15 protein-coding genes and 2 pseudogenes are annotated in these 16,028 nt (G+C 69.9%); 9 read left to right on the top strand and 8 right to left on the bottom strand.

Annotated features, from left to right (window positions below):
- Positions 1-22 precede the first annotated feature (22 nt).
- Positions 23-790, bottom strand: coding sequence for a lysophospholipid acyltransferase family protein (locus Rai3103_RS11635; RefSeq protein ID WP_153573732.1), 768 nt, complete (start codon positions 788-790; stop codon positions 23-25).
- Positions 791-939: 149 nt separating this feature from the next.
- Between Rai3103_RS11635 and Rai3103_RS11630 the strand changes: the two genes are divergently transcribed.
- On the top strand, positions 940-1,770 hold the full coding sequence (locus tag Rai3103_RS11630) for an alpha/beta hydrolase (RefSeq protein ID WP_153572741.1): 831 nt from the start codon (positions 940-942) through the stop codon (positions 1,768-1,770).
- 6 nt (positions 1,771-1,776) lie between these two features.
- On the opposite strand, the pseudogene Rai3103_RS11625 reads toward Rai3103_RS11630, so the two are convergent.
- Together Rai3103_RS11625 and Rai3103_RS11620 are read right to left on the bottom strand one after the other, a co-directional pair.
- Positions 1,777-2,737 (bottom strand): annotated as a pseudogene (locus tag Rai3103_RS11625) (ROK family glucokinase).
- A 10-nt stretch (positions 2,738-2,747) separates the two neighbouring features.
- Entirely contained in the window at positions 2,748-3,620 is an 873-nt protein-coding gene (locus Rai3103_RS11620; protein WP_153572740.1) for a hypothetical protein, read from the bottom strand.
- 178 nt (positions 3,621-3,798) lie between these two features.
- On the opposite strand from Rai3103_RS11620, the gene Rai3103_RS11615 reads away from it, so the two are divergent.
- A complete protein-coding gene (locus Rai3103_RS11615) occupies positions 3,799-5,700 on the top strand; it encodes a DEDD exonuclease domain-containing protein (RefSeq protein WP_153572739.1) in 1,902 nt (633 codons plus the stop codon).
- 10 nt (positions 5,701-5,710) lie between these two features.
- Positions 5,711-5,986 carry an Lrp/AsnC family transcriptional regulator gene (locus tag Rai3103_RS11610; RefSeq protein WP_153572738.1) on the top strand — a complete coding sequence of 92 codons (276 nt, stop codon included), beginning with the start codon at positions 5,711-5,713 and terminating at the stop codon, positions 5,984-5,986.
- Between the two features lie 71 nt (positions 5,987-6,057).
- On the opposite strand, the gene Rai3103_RS11605 is transcribed toward Rai3103_RS11610, so the two are convergent.
- Both Rai3103_RS11605 and Rai3103_RS11600 read right to left on the bottom strand, forming a co-directional pair.
- Positions 6,058-6,828 (bottom strand): rhomboid family intramembrane serine protease, encoded by a 771-nt coding sequence (locus Rai3103_RS11605; RefSeq protein WP_153572737.1) that lies wholly within the window; start codon positions 6,826-6,828, stop codon positions 6,058-6,060.
- A gap of 130 nt (positions 6,829-6,958) precedes the next feature.
- On the bottom strand, positions 6,959-7,480 hold the full coding sequence (locus Rai3103_RS11600; RefSeq protein ID WP_153572736.1) for a peptidylprolyl isomerase: 522 nt from the start codon (positions 7,478-7,480) through the stop codon (positions 6,959-6,961).
- A gap of 511 nt (positions 7,481-7,991) precedes the next feature.
- On the opposite strand from Rai3103_RS11600, the gene Rai3103_RS11595 reads away from it, so the two are divergent.
- Together Rai3103_RS11595 and Rai3103_RS11590 are read left to right on the top strand one after the other, a co-directional pair.
- Entirely contained in the window at positions 7,992-8,876 is an 885-nt protein-coding gene (locus tag Rai3103_RS11595) for a sunset domain-containing protein (protein WP_153572735.1), read from the top strand.
- 172 nt (positions 8,877-9,048) lie between these two features.
- On the top strand, positions 9,049-9,756 hold the full coding sequence (locus tag Rai3103_RS11590; RefSeq protein ID WP_153572734.1) for a prepilin peptidase: 708 nt from the start codon (positions 9,049-9,051) through the stop codon (positions 9,754-9,756).
- 21 nt (positions 9,757-9,777) lie between these two features.
- On the opposite strand, the gene trpD is transcribed toward Rai3103_RS11590, so the two are convergent.
- The 3 genes from trpD to Rai3103_RS11580 all read right to left on the bottom strand — a co-directional run bounded on the left by trpD (position 9,778) and on the right by Rai3103_RS11580 (position 11,343).
- Positions 9,778-10,833 carry an anthranilate phosphoribosyltransferase gene (gene trpD / locus Rai3103_RS11585; protein WP_153572733.1) on the bottom strand — a complete coding sequence of 352 codons (1,056 nt, stop codon included), beginning with the start codon at positions 10,831-10,833 and terminating at the stop codon, positions 9,778-9,780.
- A gap of 91 nt (positions 10,834-10,924) precedes the next feature.
- Positions 10,925-11,062, bottom strand: coding sequence for a hypothetical protein (locus Rai3103_RS17840; RefSeq protein ID WP_228488881.1), 138 nt, complete (start codon positions 11,060-11,062; stop codon positions 10,925-10,927).
- Positions 11,059-11,343 carry a hypothetical protein gene (locus Rai3103_RS11580; protein ID WP_228488880.1) on the bottom strand — a complete coding sequence of 95 codons (285 nt, stop codon included), beginning with the start codon at positions 11,341-11,343 and terminating at the stop codon, positions 11,059-11,061. Before Rai3103_RS11580 ends, Rai3103_RS17840 begins: the two co-directional genes overlap by 4 nt.
- A gap of 301 nt (positions 11,344-11,644) precedes the next feature.
- Here Rai3103_RS11580 and ctaE point away from each other — a divergent pair, with 301 nt between their 5' ends.
- The 4 genes and pseudogenes from ctaE (at position 11,645) to qcrB (ending at position 15,991) form a co-directional block, all read left to right on the top strand.
- Positions 11,645-12,316, top strand: a complete 672-nt coding sequence (gene ctaE, locus Rai3103_RS11575; protein WP_153573731.1) for an aa3-type cytochrome oxidase subunit III — start codon at positions 11,645-11,647, stop codon at positions 12,314-12,316.
- Positions 12,317-12,356: 40 nt separating this feature from the next.
- Complete coding sequence (gene qcrC / locus Rai3103_RS11570) at positions 12,357-13,163, top strand: cytochrome bc1 complex diheme cytochrome c subunit (protein WP_153572732.1); 807 nt, start codon at positions 12,357-12,359, stop codon at positions 13,161-13,163.
- 8 nt (positions 13,164-13,171) lie between these two features.
- Positions 13,172-14,227: a cytochrome bc1 complex Rieske iron-sulfur subunit gene (qcrA, locus tag Rai3103_RS11565; protein WP_422396045.1), complete on the top strand. Its 1,056-nt coding sequence runs from the start codon at positions 13,172-13,174 to the stop codon at positions 14,225-14,227.
- Positions 14,227-15,991, top strand: a pseudogene (qcrB, locus tag Rai3103_RS11560) (cytochrome bc1 complex cytochrome b subunit). The gene qcrA and the pseudogene qcrB overlap by 1 nt, the downstream one beginning before the upstream one ends.
- The last annotated feature ends 37 nt before the right edge of the window (positions 15,992-16,028 follow it).

Raw genomic sequence — 16,028 nt, 5'->3', positions numbered from 1 at the left:
GCGCCCGAACCGACGGTTCGGGTCAGTCCTCGTTCGGCGCCGGGGAGACGGCCGCCGGCGGCTTGGGCGTGTTCAACCCGGGACGCGCCAGCACCTTGGTGGCGAGCTGTTCAGGGGTGAAGTTGCCCGCCTTCACGCTGGTGCCGTAGACATCGACGTACTCCTGACCGGAGAGCTCCGCGATGGCGGCCATGATGCGGTCAGTGATCCAGCGCAGCACGTCACGCTCGTTGTCGCGGCCGCGATACTCCGAGAAGTCGAGGGGCCGACCGATCCGGATCCCGGGCTTGCGCATCAGCGGGATGCCCAAGGGTCCCTTGACCAGTTGGGAGTTGATCATCGCGACCGGGATGACCGGTGCACCCGAGTGCAGCGCCAGCCGGGCGACACCCGTCTTGCCCTTGTAGAGCCGGCCGTCCGGCGAGCGGGTGCCCTCGGGGTAGATACCGAGCAGGTCGCCGTGGCCGAGCACGTCCGACACCTCGACCAGGCTCTCGGCGCTGGCGCGCCCGCCCGAGCGGTCCATCGGGTGCATGCCGACGGCCTTCAGGAACCAGGCCACCACCCGGGACTTGGGGTCCTTGCCGTGGAAGGCCTCGGCCTTCGCCGGGAAGACCATCCGGCGGCGGATCATCGCCGGCAGCATCAGCGTGTCCCCAGCCGAGATGTGATTGCTCGCCATCAGCGCCGGCCCGCTCTCCGGGACGTTCTCGCCACCCTCCACCCAGGGTCGCCACAAACCCACGATCGCGGGGCGAAAGAGCAGCCGCTTGAACAGTGAGTAGGCCATCTCGGACACGAGTACCTCCGGCGATCGGGGACCAGACCCGGACGCCGCCGCGCGGATCTGCAGACAGCTCAGCCTATCCAATCGCCTCACGGCGACGGAGGTCGATCGACGCTCGGCCGGCGGTACGCCGTCGGCGCTAGAGTCAGACCATGGTCAACCGCCCCGTCCGGCCGGTCGTCACCGTGAACCCCGAGTCCCGGGGCTACCGCCTGACGGCGGCACCTGGCGCCCGTACCTCCGGTGATGCGACGTCCGGCACCGGTGACACGCCCGCTCCGGGGTCGCGTGCCGTCCTGCTCTGCCACGGATTCAGCAGTACCCCCTCCTCGCTACGTCCTTGGGCGGAGCACCTGGCCGCGTGCGGATACGACGTCTCGGTCCCCCGGTTGCCGGGGCACGGCACCAACTGGCGCGAGATGAACCGCACGGAGTGGACCGACTGGTACGACCGTGAGGAGCAGGAGTACGTCCGTCTGGCCGCGCGGTACGACGTCGTCTTCGTCGGGGGGATGTCGATGGGCGCCGCCCTGGCGATCCGGCTGGCCGAGCAGCACCCGGAGATCCCCGCGATCGCCGTGGTCAACCCCTCGATCGGCACGGCCGACCGCCGTTACCTGCTACTCCCGGTGCTGTCCCGGCTGATCGCCTCGACCCCAGGGATATCGGGCGACATCAAGCATCCCGGACTGCGCGAATACGCCTACGACCGCACGCCACTGCGAGCGGCGAGTTCGATGCGCGGGCTGTGGCGCGACGTGGTCGGACACCTGGATCGCCTGACGGCACCGACGCTCGTCTTCCGGTCCACCGTCGACCACGTCGTCGACGACACCTCCCTCGGCCTGCTGCGGCGGGCGCCCTGCGAGCTCACTGTCAGGATGCTCGAGAACTCCTACCACGTCGCCACCCTGGACAACGACGCGCCGATCATCGAGGCCGGCAGCGCCGAGTTCTTCGACCGGTTCACGACCCGGCGCTGAGTCCCGTCACCCCCGACGGGCCAGATCGGCGGCGCCCACCAACCCGGCGTCATTGCCGAGACGGGCCGGGAGGATCTCGGCCACCGGCCGGAAGCCACGCCCGGTCAGGTGCCGGGCGAAGGCGGTCCGGGCCGGCCCCAGCAACTTCTCGCCCGCTTCGCTCACACCACCGCCGATCACGAAACGCTCGGGGTCGAGGATGGCCGCCAGTCCGGCGAGTCCCCGTCCGAGCCACTCCCCGACCCCGGTGAGGATCTCCTCGCAGGCCGGGTCGCCCGCCAGGGCCGCCTCGGTGACATGGAAACCGCGGATGGCGCCCGCATCCTTGCCCACCCGCTCCAGCAGTGGCAGGGCCCGCGGCGAGCCGGTGCCGGCCAGCGCGACAGCCTCCCGGCGCAGGGCCTCTCCCGAGCAGTACTGCTCCCAGCAGCCCCGATTGCCGCAGGGACAGATCTGGCCATCGGGCACGACGCAGAGGTGGCCCCATTCGCCGGCCACCCCCAGCGGCCACGGTGGACCTCACCGTCGAGCACGAGTCCCCCGCCGATGCCGGTGCCGAGGGTGATCATCGCGAAAGTGCTGCTGCCCACCCCCGCACCGAAGCGATACTCCCCCAGGCTGCGGCGTTGGCGTCGTTGTCCACCACGACAGGCAGGACGAGCCGTCGCTCGAGTCGCTCCACCAGGGGTTCGTTGCGCCAGGCGAGGTGGGGGGAGAACCGTACGATCCGCCGGGTCTCGTCCACCCATCCGGCGGCGCCGATGCCGACCGCGCAGGCGGCCGGGTGCTCGTGGGCCAGGGCGTCCACCAGGCGCACGATCGCCTCCTCGACCGCGTCCGCGCGTTCGGTCGGAGTCGGCACCGTCCGCCGCCCGATCAGTCGCCCGTCGCCGTCGACGACCGCCGCCGCGACCTTCGACCCACCGATGTCGATCCCGATGGCCGGTCTGCGGTCGGGTGTGGACATGTCCTTCTCCTCATCTGAGCTCAGCGATCACCGTACGACCGCTGAGCTGCGCGCGCGCCGCCGCGAGCGATCCGGCGCCCGCCTCCGATGCCGCGTACCAGCGTGCCACACGATCCCATCCCAGCCGGGCGGCGAGACCCTCGACGATCCTCCCGGCGACACCGTAGTCATCGATGGTCAGGGGCACCCAGTCGTCCGAGGGCCAGCCGCTCGGCCCGCCGGCCACGGGTGCCGACCTGCCGAGCGCGGCGTCGACAGCGGCCTCGGCGGCGCCCACCGAGGAGGCCGGCACCACCGGGCCCACGGTCGGGCCGAGCACCCGGTGGGTGAGGGCGACGGCGTAGCCCTCCTCGACCCACAGCGGCCCGGGGAGGTCGGGCGCCAGGGTGCGGACGTGGACCAGTTCGTGGACCAGCACCTGCCGGGGCAGATCACCGCCGGTGCGGGCCACCTCCGGGTTGACGACGATCCAGGTCCGTCCGCGCTGCGACGCCGGAGCCGCACCACGGGCGACCATGCGCGCATCGACCCGCAGCGTCGTGGCGGCCGGTCGAGTGCCCGGCCCGGTCCCGAGCACGGCCGCCTGCCCCGCCGCGGTGGGCGCCACGAGGGTCACTGCACCGAGGGGCCCGGCAGGGAGGACAGGATCGAGGGCGGCCGCGGCATCCTGCAGGGCGGAAGCCCACAGCCGGCAGTCGGCCGGGACGGCGCAGGCGACTCGGTCACCCTGCGGGAGGGACAGGGTGCGGGTCAGCCGGAGGCGATCCGCCGGCGCGGGCGCCCGACCGGTCCCGGCCTCGAGCGTGGGCGCGGCCACCGTCGTGGTGAGCAGTCCCGTCACCAGCAGCCCCGTCGCCACGGCTGCCGCGAACGCTTCCCTCACCGCAGCAGCCACCGCGGAGCGATCCCCGCACCGGTCGTGCCGCAGGGCCGAGACGTCACGCCCATCGCGTCACTCACCAGACCTCCCGACCGTACGATCCCTGCCCGTCGGGCCCAGGATAGGCCAGCTCCGTCGTGTCGACCCGGCCGCTGTCAGAGGGCTTCCTTAGCCTGTTCCCGTGATCACCCAGCTGCCCTTCGATGGTCTGGCACAGGTCGGCGACGACCTGCAGCCGTCGTTCGCCGACCTCGGGGAACCACTGTCGTCGGTCGACTTCTGCGTGGTCGACCTGGAGACGACGGGCACCGGTAAGGACGCAGCCATCACCGAGATCGGCGCCTCGCATGTACGGGCCGGAGAGGTGCTCGCCGAGTTCCAGACCCTTGTCGACCCAGAGCGTCCGGTGCCCGCCGAGATCAGTGTGCTGACCGGCATCACCCCGTCGCTGCTGCGGGGGGCGCCGAACCTGCCCTCGGTGCTGCCGGCCTTCCTGGAGTTCAGCCACGGGTGCGTGATGGTCGCCCACAACGCCCGGTTCGACATGGGTTTCCTGCGGCGCGGCTGCGAGCGTCTCGGCTACCCCTGGCAGCCTCGGCAGGTGCTGGACACGCTGGCTCTGGCCCGCCAGATCATTCCCCGTACCGAGGTCCGCAACTACGCTCTCGGCACCCTGGCCGCGCACGTCCGCGCCGACACGACGCCGACCCACCGGGCCCTCGAGGATGTCCGGGCCACCGTCGATCTGCTGCACTACCTGATCGCGCGGGTCGGCAACCGTGGCGTCACCACCCTGGACGACCTCATCGCCATGATGCGGCCGGTCTCCCCGACCCGCCGGCAGCGGGCACCGTGGGCGAAGGACCTGCCACACGCTCCCGGGGTCTACTGGTTCTTCCGCAACGATCCGCCGCGCCTGAGCGCGGTACCGGCCGAGGAGTCCGGGGGGAACGACACCGAGGAGAGCCTTCTGCCCGTGCCCGGGAGTCCCGGGAACGACGGGCGGGAGATCCTTTACGTGGGCACCAGCGTCGACATCCACCGCCGGGTGCAGGGGTACTTCACGGCCTCGGAACGGCGGGCGCGGATGGAGGACATGATCCGGCAGGCCGACGGCGTGTCCTGCGTCGAGTGCCGTACGCCGCTGGAGGCGAAGGTCCGCGAACTCCGGCTGATCACCACGCACCAACCCCGCTACAACCGCCGCTCCAAGCGGGCGGCCCATCCGGTCTGGATCGCCCTCACCGATGAGCCGTACCCACGGCTGTCGATCGTGCGGGATCCGGGGACCAAGGTGCGCTTCGGCCCATTCCCCGGTCGAGACGACGCCCAACTGGTGGTCGAGGCCCTGCACGAGGCGTTCCCGGTCCGGCAGTGCTCGACCCGACTGAGCGTCCGGCGCCCCTCCCCGGCCTGCGCCCTCGCGGAGATGGGCCGCTGCCCCGCGCCATGCGACCACCGGATCGGGCGCGACGAGTACATCGAGCTGGTCGGGGAGGTGGCCAGGGCCCTGTCGGGCGACGTATCCACCGTGGTGAGCGCCCACGCCGCCAGGATCGGACCACTGAGTGATCAGGAGCGGTACGAAGAGGCGGCCGAGGTGCGCCGGCGGCTGCAGGGATACCTCGAGACCAGCCGCCGCCACCAGCGCATCGCCTCGCTGGGACGGTGCGCCCAACTCGTCGCCGCCCGCCGGACCGCAGACAGCTTCGCCCCCGCCGGTGCGGCCGGGCGCCCGGGCTGGGAGATCCATGTGATCCGCTACGGGCGGTTGGCCGGCGCGGCGCGCACCCGGCCGGGAGAGTCGGCGGTGAGGGTGGCCGAGGAGGCGGTCCTGCTGGCGGAGTCCGTGGCTGCGTCACCCCATGGCTCGGCGGCCTTCCCGGAGGAGACGGCCCTGGTGGCGAGTTGGCTCGAAGAACCCGGCGTACGGCTCATCGACGTCCAGGGCGATTGGGTCTGGCCGCTGCGGACGACCATCGCCGCCGAGGACCTGCCCCGGGTGCTGACCGGCCTGCGGCCCATCGCCCGCCTCGGCCGCGCGACGCCCGTCCCCGCCGCGCCGCCCGGGGCTGGACACTAGGATGACGGCCATGGTCACCGCAATCGTCTTCGTCCACGCCGAAACCGACCGGATCCCCGAGGTCGCCCAGGAGATCGCCGATCTCGACGGTGTGACCGAGGTCTACTCCGTCACCGGATCCATCGACCTGGTCGTCATGGTCCGGGTCCGCGAGCTGGACGATGTGTCGGCGGTCATCTCCGACCGGCTGAACAAGGTGGGCGGGATCATCGAGACCGAGACCCACATCGCTTTCCGGGCCTACTCGAAGCACGATCTCGAGGCGGCCTTCAGCCTCGGCAACTGATCCTCGGGCACGCCCCGCGTTGTCCGATGTCCGCCGCCGGGCGGGGTCCGGGCGACCGGACCCCAAGCTGCTCAGCGGACGAGGATGGCCGCCGTGGCCACAACCGCACACACGACCAGGATCCCCGCAGCGCCCATCAGGTGGAGCTGGTCGGACCGGGTCAGGGACCCGCGCCGACGTCCACCAGTGCGGGGCTGAGTGGACCACAGCCACCCGCAGAGGCCGCCCGCGACGATGGCGCCGACGTCCGCCAGCACCATGGCCGGAGCCTGAAAAGCGGTGAAACCGACCAGGATGGCCAGCAGGATGACGTCGGCCTTGGCGTCCTCCCGGTCATGGAACTTCGCGCCGGCGTTCGCGGCCAGCAGTCCGATGATCGACGTGGAGGCGCCGCCCATCACGGCCGTCGTCGGGCCTGCCGCCAGCATCAGCACCCCGGCTCCCAGGCCGGACAGGAAGTACGTCGCGAGGAAGCGCCAGCGCCCCCACATCATCTCCATGGACCGCCCGAACATCCACAGCACGAAGCCGTTGATGACGAGGGAGAGGATGCCGCCAGAAATCAGGACGTGGCTGACGAGCCGCCACACCTGGCCATCGAGGATCGCCAGCCCCCAGTAGGCGAACAGCCCCTGGATGCGGCCGAGCGAGACCGCGTCGGCGGCCTGGATGATGACGATCAGGCCGATCAACAGCACCGTCGCACTCTCCGAGCGCAACGTCGCGAACCGTCCCGCGCCGCCCTGCCGTACTCGGCGGGAGGTCACTCGGGTCCGGCGCTCACGGGACCTGGCCCCGGCGACACAGTCGGGGCACTGGAAGCCGACGGATGCCGGGATCATGCACTCACCGCAGATCGGCCGCCCGCACCGCTGGCAGGTGATGCCGGTCAGCCGGTCCGGGTGCCGGTAACACGGGCGGAAGCCCGGGCCGTCCGGGCCCGGGCTCCCCATCGGTGGTGTCACGGCAGCATCAGCCCGCGACGATCTCGACGGACTCCATCACCACAGGGTTCGTGGGGCGATCAGCCCGACCGGTCGGCACAGCCGCGATCTCGTCGACGACCTTGCGGGACGCCTCGTCGGCCACCTCACCGAAGATGGTGTGCTTCCGGTTGAGCCACGGCGTCTTGTCCACCGTGATGAAGAACTGCGAGCCGTTCGTGTTGGGGCCCGCGTTGGCCATCGCCAGCAGGTACGGCTTGTTGAAGGCGAGCTCGGGGTGGATCTCGTCGGCGAACTTGTAGCCGGGGTCGCCGGTGCCGGTGCCGAGCGGGCAGCCGCCCTGGATCATGAAGCCCGGGATGACACGGTGGAAGGTCAGCCCGTCGTAGAAGCGTCCGGTCGTCCGCGCGCCCGACTTCGGATCGGCGTACTCCTTGGTCCCGTCGGCCAGGCCCACGAAGTTGGCCACCGTCTTGGGCGCCATGTCGTCGAACAGGGTGATGGTGATGTCCCCATGATTGGTGTGCAGGATTGCAGTGGAGTTGCCCACGAGCTGCCTTTCGTCGGGGTCGGCGGGTCGCGACCCGACGACACGGTCATGTCCGCTCCATCTTGTCACGCTCCGGTGACCGGGCAACCGCGCCAGCGCCACAGCGGGCCGCGGCTTTTGTGGCGTTCCGACGAAGAACACTGCGCAAACCTGTCTGATCTGGAATGGCGGTCGCTACGCTGGACGTACGCCACGGCCGCTCAGGCGCGCCCGGCAGGCGAGCCCGGGCGTCGCAGGCGCTGACACGACGAATGCTGGTTCGACGAAATTCGGAGGCAAGAGTGAAGAGCAAATCCCAGAAGGTCGTCATCGAGGCCGAGATTCCGAAGAGCCTCACCGAGGTCGGTGTCGATGCCGTCGACGCTGCCATCAAGGCGGCCACCCCTTACCTCGACCAGGCCCGGGAAGCAGGCGCGGCCCGGATCGCGGAGGCCCAGACGAAGCTCGCCCCGCTCGCCGCCACGGCGCAGGCCCGCCTTGCCCCCTCGCGGAGCAGGCGCGGGAGCGCGGCGTGCAGGCTCAGGAGATCCTCACCGATTACGCGCACGAGGCGCAGTCCCGGCTGGGTCCCGTCGCCCACGAGGCCCAGGTCCGGCTCGCACCGGTCGCCCACGAAGCCAAGGTGCGGGGCGTCGCCGGCGCCCGCGGCACCCTCCAGACCGTCGCCCCGCGGATCGAGCAGGCTCTGCTGGCCGTGGGTCCGCTGGCGGAGGAAGCCGCGGCCCGGATCAAGGAGGACGTCGTTCCCCGCGCGGAGAAGCTCCTCGACAAGGCCGCTGACGCCGTGGCCGCGGAGGCGGCCGCCGTAGCCCCGAAGGGAAAGAAGCTGTCCCGCAAGGCGGCCAAGCAGCTGGCCAAGGCGGACGCCCGGCTGGCCAAGGCGCAGGCGAAGCTCGAGGGGCGCCGTCGGGGCGGCACGACCTGGAAGGTCCTGTTGATCCTCACGGCCCTCGCGGGGATCGCCCTCGTCGTGGCCAAGAAGCTCGGGTCCCCGAAGGAGGATGCCTGGCAGAACTACCAGCCGACGCAGCCGGCGGAGCCCCGGCCCTCCACGCCGGCCCCTGCCGAGGAACCGACCGCTGAGGCACCCGTCGCCGCCGACATCCCCCTGGACGAGATGGACGACGAGATGGCCGAGGCCGAGGCCGAGATGATCGGCGAAGGCGGCGGCATCAGCGAGTTCGACCGGGCGGTGTCGACCGACACGGCGACCTCCTACGGGCCGGATTCGTACGTCGGCATCGAGCCCCCGGAGGGCTTCCCGATCAAGGGCAATCCCCGGTCGATGAAGTACCACCTGCCAGGCAGCGACTCCTACAACCGCACCGTGACCGATGTGTGGTTCGCCACGGAGGAGGCCGCCGCGGCGGCCGGATTCACCAAGGCGACCCGCTGACCGCTGATCAGGCGAGTGGTGAGGGGCGGAAGGCTCGAAGCCTTCCGCCCCTCGTCTGCCCGGACGGTCACGCGCACCTGGCCGTCGCGATGACCCGTCGGGGCGCAGCCGTGCCTGAAAGGGTCCATGACGAACACCCGGACAAGGACCACGGGGACGAGGAGGGGCGCGGATGACGAGCAACCCGGTGACGGCAGTCGCGATCGTGGCGGCCGCCGTCACGATCGGCGTCCTGGTGGCGGGGGCGACCGGCCCGATCCTGCGCCACCTTCCCCGGCAGGCGGTCGCAGGTTGCGACCTCGAGGACGAACCGCCGGACTACGTGGCTCTGGCCGGACGCGGCTTCTCGCTGGCCTGTGGCGGCCTCGCGGCGGCGGCGAGCCTGACGGCTCTCAGCTTGGCGCCGGTCGCCTGGCTGCCACTGTGGCTGGTCTGGGCATCGGGCCTGGCCCTGCTGGTGGCCATCGACGCGCGGACCACCTGGCTGCCGCTCCGACTCACCCGGGCCATCTGGGCGCTGGGATCCTTCGCCGTCGTCACGACCCTCCTGCCGTGGAGCGGCGCCACGGTGTCGCCAACGGAGGTGACCCGGGTGCTGCTGGGGGCCCTGAGCGCGGGGCTGTTCTACCTGACGCTGTGGCGGGTCGGTCAGGGGCTGGGGTTCGGCGACGTCCGGATCAGTCCCGTGATCGGCGCGCTGGGAGCGTCGGTGTCCTGGACCGGCTGGTGGGTCGCGCTGCTGGCCGGCAGTCTCCTGGGAGCCCTCTGGGGAGTGGCCCGCGCAGTGCGAGGTCGTCGGGGACCGTACGCGTACGGCCCCTGGATGTGGCTCGGCCCCGCCGCCTCCCTCGTTCTGGGCGCAGCGGGGCCGTTCGGTTGACGCGGAGGGCCGACCGCCTGGTCAGGCCTGCGCGAGTCGCTGCGTGGTGGCGATCCAGCTGTCGAGCCGCGCGAGTGCCCGTCCCGAGTCGATCGCTTCGCGCGCCCGCTCGACGTACGTGACAAACTGGGCGGTGATGTCGGCATCGAGGTCCGGGCCGTCGTAGGCGAGGATCGTGGCAGCAGCGTTCAGGATGACGATGTCGCGCACTGCGCCGGGTGCTCCCGCGAAGGTCGTGCGGACGATCGCGGCATTCACCTCAGGCTTGCCCCCGACGAGGTCGGATCTCTCGGCGCGGGCGATGCCCAGGTCGAGCGGGTCGAGCCGGGTGGCCACCACCCGGCCGTCCTTGATCAGCCACACCTTCGAGGCGGTCGTCGTGGTCAACTCGTCGAGCCCGTCGCCACCGAAGAACACCATCCCCTGGTTGCCACGCTGGGCCAGCACGCCCGCCAGTAGGCCGGCCATCGCCTCGTTGGCGATGCCGATGGCCTGCGCCTGAGGGCGGGCAGGGTTCGACAGCGGGCCCAGGTAGTTGAAGATGGTGGCGATGCCGAGCTCACGCCGGGATGTCGCGGCGTACTTCAGCGAGCCGTGATAGAGCGGCGCGAAGAGGAAGACGATCCCCTCCTCGTCCATGACCTCCTGCTGCTTCTCCGGCGCGAGGTCGAGGACGAGGCCGAGGGCCTCGAGACAGTCGGCCGTACCGCACAGGGATGAGGCCGCACGGTTGCCGTGCTTGACCACCTTCGCGCCGGCGGCTGCCGCGACGATCGCGGACATCGTGGAGATGTTGACCGTGTTGGCCCGGTCCCCGCCGGAGCCGACCACGTCCACCGCCCGCGTCTCGACGTGCACGGGGCGGGCGAACTGCAGCATCACCTCCGAGAGTGCGGCGACCTCGTCCACGGTCTCCCCCTTGGCCCGGAGGGCCACGGCGAAGCCGGCGATCTGCACGGGGGTGGCGTTTCCGCCGAGGATCTCGCGCATCGCCCACGAAGTGGCCTCCGGCGCCATGTTCTCGCCCTTGAGCAGGCCGGTCAGCACATCCGGCCAGCTGTAGTTCCTCGTGGTCATGTCACTCCTCCTCGTTCTTCCGGACCCGGACGGGTTCTGCGGGCAATGCGGCGCGGACCCGACCGGCTGGGTCGGGTCCGCGTCATGACGATCAGGCGCCGGTCACCTGGAGGTGATTGCGCAGCAGGGCGGCGACGGCACCGGGGAAGGCGACGTGGTCGATCGGGTAGCGCTCGATGGCGTCGGCCAGTGACCAGGCCGAGAGCCACGCATCGTCCTTGCGGATCACGAGCAGCAGGATCGGCGGGCAGTCGGCGATCTCCTCCTTGAACTGCTTGGAGATCCCCATCCCCCGGCGGGGGCGGCCTCGGCGTCGAGGATGACCAGGTCGATGCCTCCCTCAAGCATCGCGTGCTCGACGGCGGCATGGGTAGCCGTCTCCACAATGGTGACAGGCGGCAGATCGGCGGCGACGCGACGACCCAGAGCCAACTTCACGCTTTCGCGCACCTGACGGTCATCGGAATACAGCAGGACCGTCACCGTCTTGTCGGACGCGTCTGCGCTCATCAGCCCTCCTCGGGACTCGGATTCCAGCGAACAGGTGCATCGTAGCGTCAGCCCTCGGAGGGTCCGCCGGGGACCGGCACCCGCACCGAGACCGAGGCCCGCCCGTGCCATCTGACGGAATAGCCAGCAGGCACCGGGAAGTGACCACGGCCACATCTGGCCCCCCGCCATCACGCCGATCCCACTGCGTCAAGACAGCCCAGGTAACGATCGCCCAACCAAACGGCGTCGGAGCCCGCGACGCCGAGCGCGGGGCAGTGATTACGGCCATAATGCAGACGTGGCTTCTTCATCTGACTTGATGGGCGCTGGGCGGGCTATTCCCACCGGAGCCCTCCATTCCGTCCCGAACACCCGACTCCGCGGCCTGCCGGGCCGTCCCGATCCACTCGCCGTCGGCATGTGGGTCTGGCTGGCATCCGAGCTCATGTTCTTCGCCGCGATCTTCGCCGCGTACTTCAACATGCGCAACATCCACGCCGCGGCAGGCACCGGTGGCTGGACCCCCGCCGAGTGGCTCGACATCCCCAAGGCGGTCGCCGTGACCGTCGTACTGGTGTTGTCGTCGGTCACCTGCCAGTTGGGGGTGCACGCGGCCGAGCATGGGCGGGTGAAGCGCACCGGGTCGCTCCTGAACGTCGGGGGCTGGGGAATGCGCGAGTGGTACACGCTCACCTTCGTGATGGGCGCCTTCTTCCTCTCCGGCCAGATCATGGAGTACTCGAAGCTCTTCACCGAGGGCCTCACCCCGCAGTCCTTCGCCTACGGCTCGGTCTACTTCTTCGGCACGGGCTTCCACGGCCTCCACGTGCTCGGCGGCCTTGTCGGCTTCCTCTTCATCCTTGCCCGCACGTACCTCGCGCGGACCTTCACGCACGAGCAGGCGGTCAGCGCGATCGCCCTGTCGTACTACTGGCACTTCGTCGACGTGGTGTGGATCATCCTCTTCTCGGTGATCTACTTCCTCCACTGACGAGCGTCACGGACCCCCAACCACAGAGAGGCACATTGCTGTGAAGTATCTGTCCACGCGGAGGCGACACCCGGCTGCCAAGCCACTCATCCTGGTGCTCGCCCTGTTCCTGGTCGGAGCCGTGTACGCGCTCGTCATGCCGAGCACCCGGGTTTCCGCCGCCCCCGGCCTGTCGCAACAGGTCGAGCAGGGCAAGGCGCTGTTCCAGGTGTCCTGCTCCTCCTGCCACGGCCTGAACGGCGAAGGCACGACCCAGGGTCCGTCCCTGGTCGGTGTCGGCGCCGCGTCCGTGGACTTCCAGATGGGCACCGGCCGCATGCCGATGGCGCGCCCGGGCCAGCAGGCCCCCCGCAAGAAGTCCCAGTTCTCGCAGGACGAGATCTCGGCCATCTCGGCGTACGTCGCCACCCTCGGCGCCGGCCCGGCGATCCCGAACGCGACGGTCGTCGACCCGACGAACCTCACCGATGAGGAGATCGCCCGCGGCGGGGAGCTGTTCCGGACGAACTGCTCGGCCTGCCACAACATCACCGGCAAGGGCGGCGCACTGCCGAACGGCAAGTACGCGCCCTCGCTCACCAAGGTGGACACGGTGCACATCTACGAAGCCATGCGCATCGGTCCCCAGCAGATGCCGGTCTTCTCCAAGAACGTCATCACCGACCAGGACGCCCAGGAGATCATCGGCTATCTCAAGAGTGTGAACGGCAGCGCCAGCAACGGCGGCGGCCTCTCCCTCGGCAGCATGGGCCCCGTGACCGAGGGCCTGTGGGCCTGGGTCGTGGGCGTCGGCGGCCTCATCGTGCTCGCCGCCTGGGTCACTTCGAAGGGGGCTCGCTCCAAGTGAACGACAACATGACCAACCAGCTCGAGCGACCGGTGGACGATCCTGGTCTCGAGCCGCATATCCCCAGCTGGGTTTCCACCAACCCGCACGCCGACAAACACGCGCAGGGCCGCGTCGTCGTCGCCTTCGCCGTCTCCTCGCTGTGCGCGCTGGCGTCCGTGGTGACGTACTTCGCGATCCCGCACGGCATCCAGATCGAGATCGGTGCGTTCCGCTCCGATCTGCACAACGTGGTCTTCGGGACCACGATGGGCCTGGCGATCTTCCTGATCGGCGTCGGCGCCGTCACCTGGGGCCTGAACCTGATGGACGACACCGACTCCGTCCAGCAGCGCCACATCCCCACTTCGTCCGACGAGGCCCGTACCGAAGCTCTCGTCACCGTGAGTGAGGGGATCCGCGCCTCCGGCGTCGGGCGCCGCAAGTTCATGATGGCCAGCCTCGGTGGCGCCTTGGGCCTGTTCGCCCTGCCGCTCGTCGTGACCCTCGCGGACATGGGCCCGTGGCCGACCGCCCGCAAGCGGGCCAATACGATCGAGCGGACCATCTTCGCCGAGGCGACCCCGCAGAAGCCGATCCGCCTCGTCAACGACATCAGCTGGAAGCCGATCAAGGCGGCGGACGTCGAGATCGGCCAGCTGATCAACGCCCAGCCGGAGAACCTCAAGAACTACGAGGGCGTGGAGTACCAGCAGGAGAAGGCCAAGTCGTCGATCATCATCGTCCGGATGGATCCGGCGTCGATCAACATCCCGGCCTCCCGCAAGGACTGGCAGGTGTCGGGCATCCTCTGTTACTCGAAGATCTGTACCCACGTCGGGTGCCCGATCACTCTGTGGGAGCAGCAGACGCACCACCTGCTGTGCCCCTGCCACCAGTCCACCTTCGATCTGGGCAATGCGGGTCACGTGGTCTTCGGCCCGGCGGCGCGCTCGCTGCCCCAGCTCAAGATCGGCGTCGACTCTCAGGGTTACCTGATCGCGACCCAGGACTTCACCGTTCCGGTGGGCCCGAGCTTCTTCGAGCGTGACTCGCGCAACGATTACAAGGAAGGTGACGCGTGATGGCCAAGCCCACCTCCGTCTCTGAACCCCGCGATCCGGGCAGCGCCACCACCACGATGCGCAATGCCTCCGCGAAGGACATCGATCTGCCCCCGGTGTTGGTCAAGCAGGGCAAGGTCGCCGGTTGGCTGGACGATCGGGTCGGGATCGCAGGCATGGCGAAGGCCGGCCTGCGGTACGTCTTCCCCAACCACTGGTCCTTCCTCATCGGCGAGATCGCGCTGTGGAGCTTCGTCGTCCTGCTCATCACCGGCGTCTTCCTCACCATCTGGTTCAAGCCCTCCATGGCTGAGGTCGAGTACAACGGCTCGTACCAGCTGATGCGGGGCATGATGATGTCCCAGGCCTTCGAGTCGACGATCCACATCTCGATGGACGTCCGCGGCGGGCTGCTCCTGCGCCAGATTCACCACTGGGCGGCACTGCTCTTCGTGGCCTCGGCCTTCGCCCATGCCGCCCGGGTGTTCTTCACCGGCGCCTTCCGCAAGCCGCGCGAGATCCAGTGGATCCTCGGCGTCGGCCTGCTCTTCCTGGGCACCATGGCCGGGTTCTCCGGCTATTCGCTTCCCGACGACCTGCTGTCCGGCACGGGCCTGCGGTTCGCCGACGGCCTGATGCGCTCCATCCCGCTGGTCGGCACCTGGGTCGAGTTCTTCGTCTTCAACGGCGAGTTCCCCGGCGACCTGATCGTGTCGCGCCTCTACATGGTGCACATCCTGCTGATCCCGGCTCTGATCCTCGCCCTGGTGGCGGTCCACGTCGGGCTCGTCTCCTACTACCACCACACCCAGTTCGCCGGCCCCGGCCGGACCGAGAACAACGTCGTTGGCGAGCCGGCCTTCCCTGCGTACATCGCCAAGGCCGGCGGTCTGTTCTTCCTGACGTTCGGCGTCCTCACGCTGTTCGGCGCCCTGGTCACCATCAACCCGGTGTGGACGTACGGGCCGTACAACCCGGCGCAGGTCACCGCCGGCTCGCAGCCTGACTGGTACATGGGCTGGGTCGAGGGTGCCGTCCGGATCATGCCGGGCTGGGAGTCGCACTGGGGCCACACCACCTGGTCGTGGAACATCTTCATCCCCGGCGTGGTCCTCCTCGGCGCCTTCTTCACCCTGATGGCGCTGTGGCCCTGGATCGAGGCATGGTTCACCGGCGACACCCGCTCCCACAACCTGCTGGAGCGTCCGCACGAGAACCCGACCCGGACCGCGTTCGGCGTCGCCATCATCACGCTGATGCTGCTGCTGCAGTTCGGTGGCGCCAACGACCTGATCGCCACCCACTTCAAGCTGTCGCTGAACGCGATCTCCTGGACCCTGCGGTTCGCCATCTTCATCGTCCCGGTGATCGCCTTCTGGGTCACCAAGCGCATCTGCCTGGGCATGAAGCGGGGCGACCACGAGCGCCTGCTCCATGGCTCGCCCACGGGCGACATGCAGCGCACCCCGAGGGTGGCTACGTCGAGGCGCACGTCCCGATCAGCCACGACGAGGCCTTCACCCTCACCGCGGTGGACCACGCGGCCCCGCTCGAGGCCGACGCCGACAGCGACGCCCGTGGCGTGAAGCGTGACGGGCAGCAGATCTCCAAGACCCGCGCCCGCGCGACGCAGTGGTGGTCCGGTAGCGTCCCCCGCACCCCACCCGCGAGGAGCTCGAGGAGGCCCATTCGCATCACGACGGCGGGCACGAGGTCGAGCACCAGGTCGAGCACGAGCCCGTGCCCGAGTCTGCGCGCGAACTCGAAGGCTCCGAGAAGCACTGATCGGATCCACCGAAGTCACCAGGAGGGCCCCCGCCGA

The sequence above is a fragment of the Raineyella fluvialis genome, from assembly GCF_009646095.1.
GTDB classification, from domain to species: domain Bacteria; phylum Actinomycetota; class Actinomycetes; order Propionibacteriales; family Propionibacteriaceae; genus Raineyella; species Raineyella fluvialis.
Note: the sequence above shows the minus strand (reverse complement) of the source record. Positions and strands in the feature narration are given on the sequence as shown.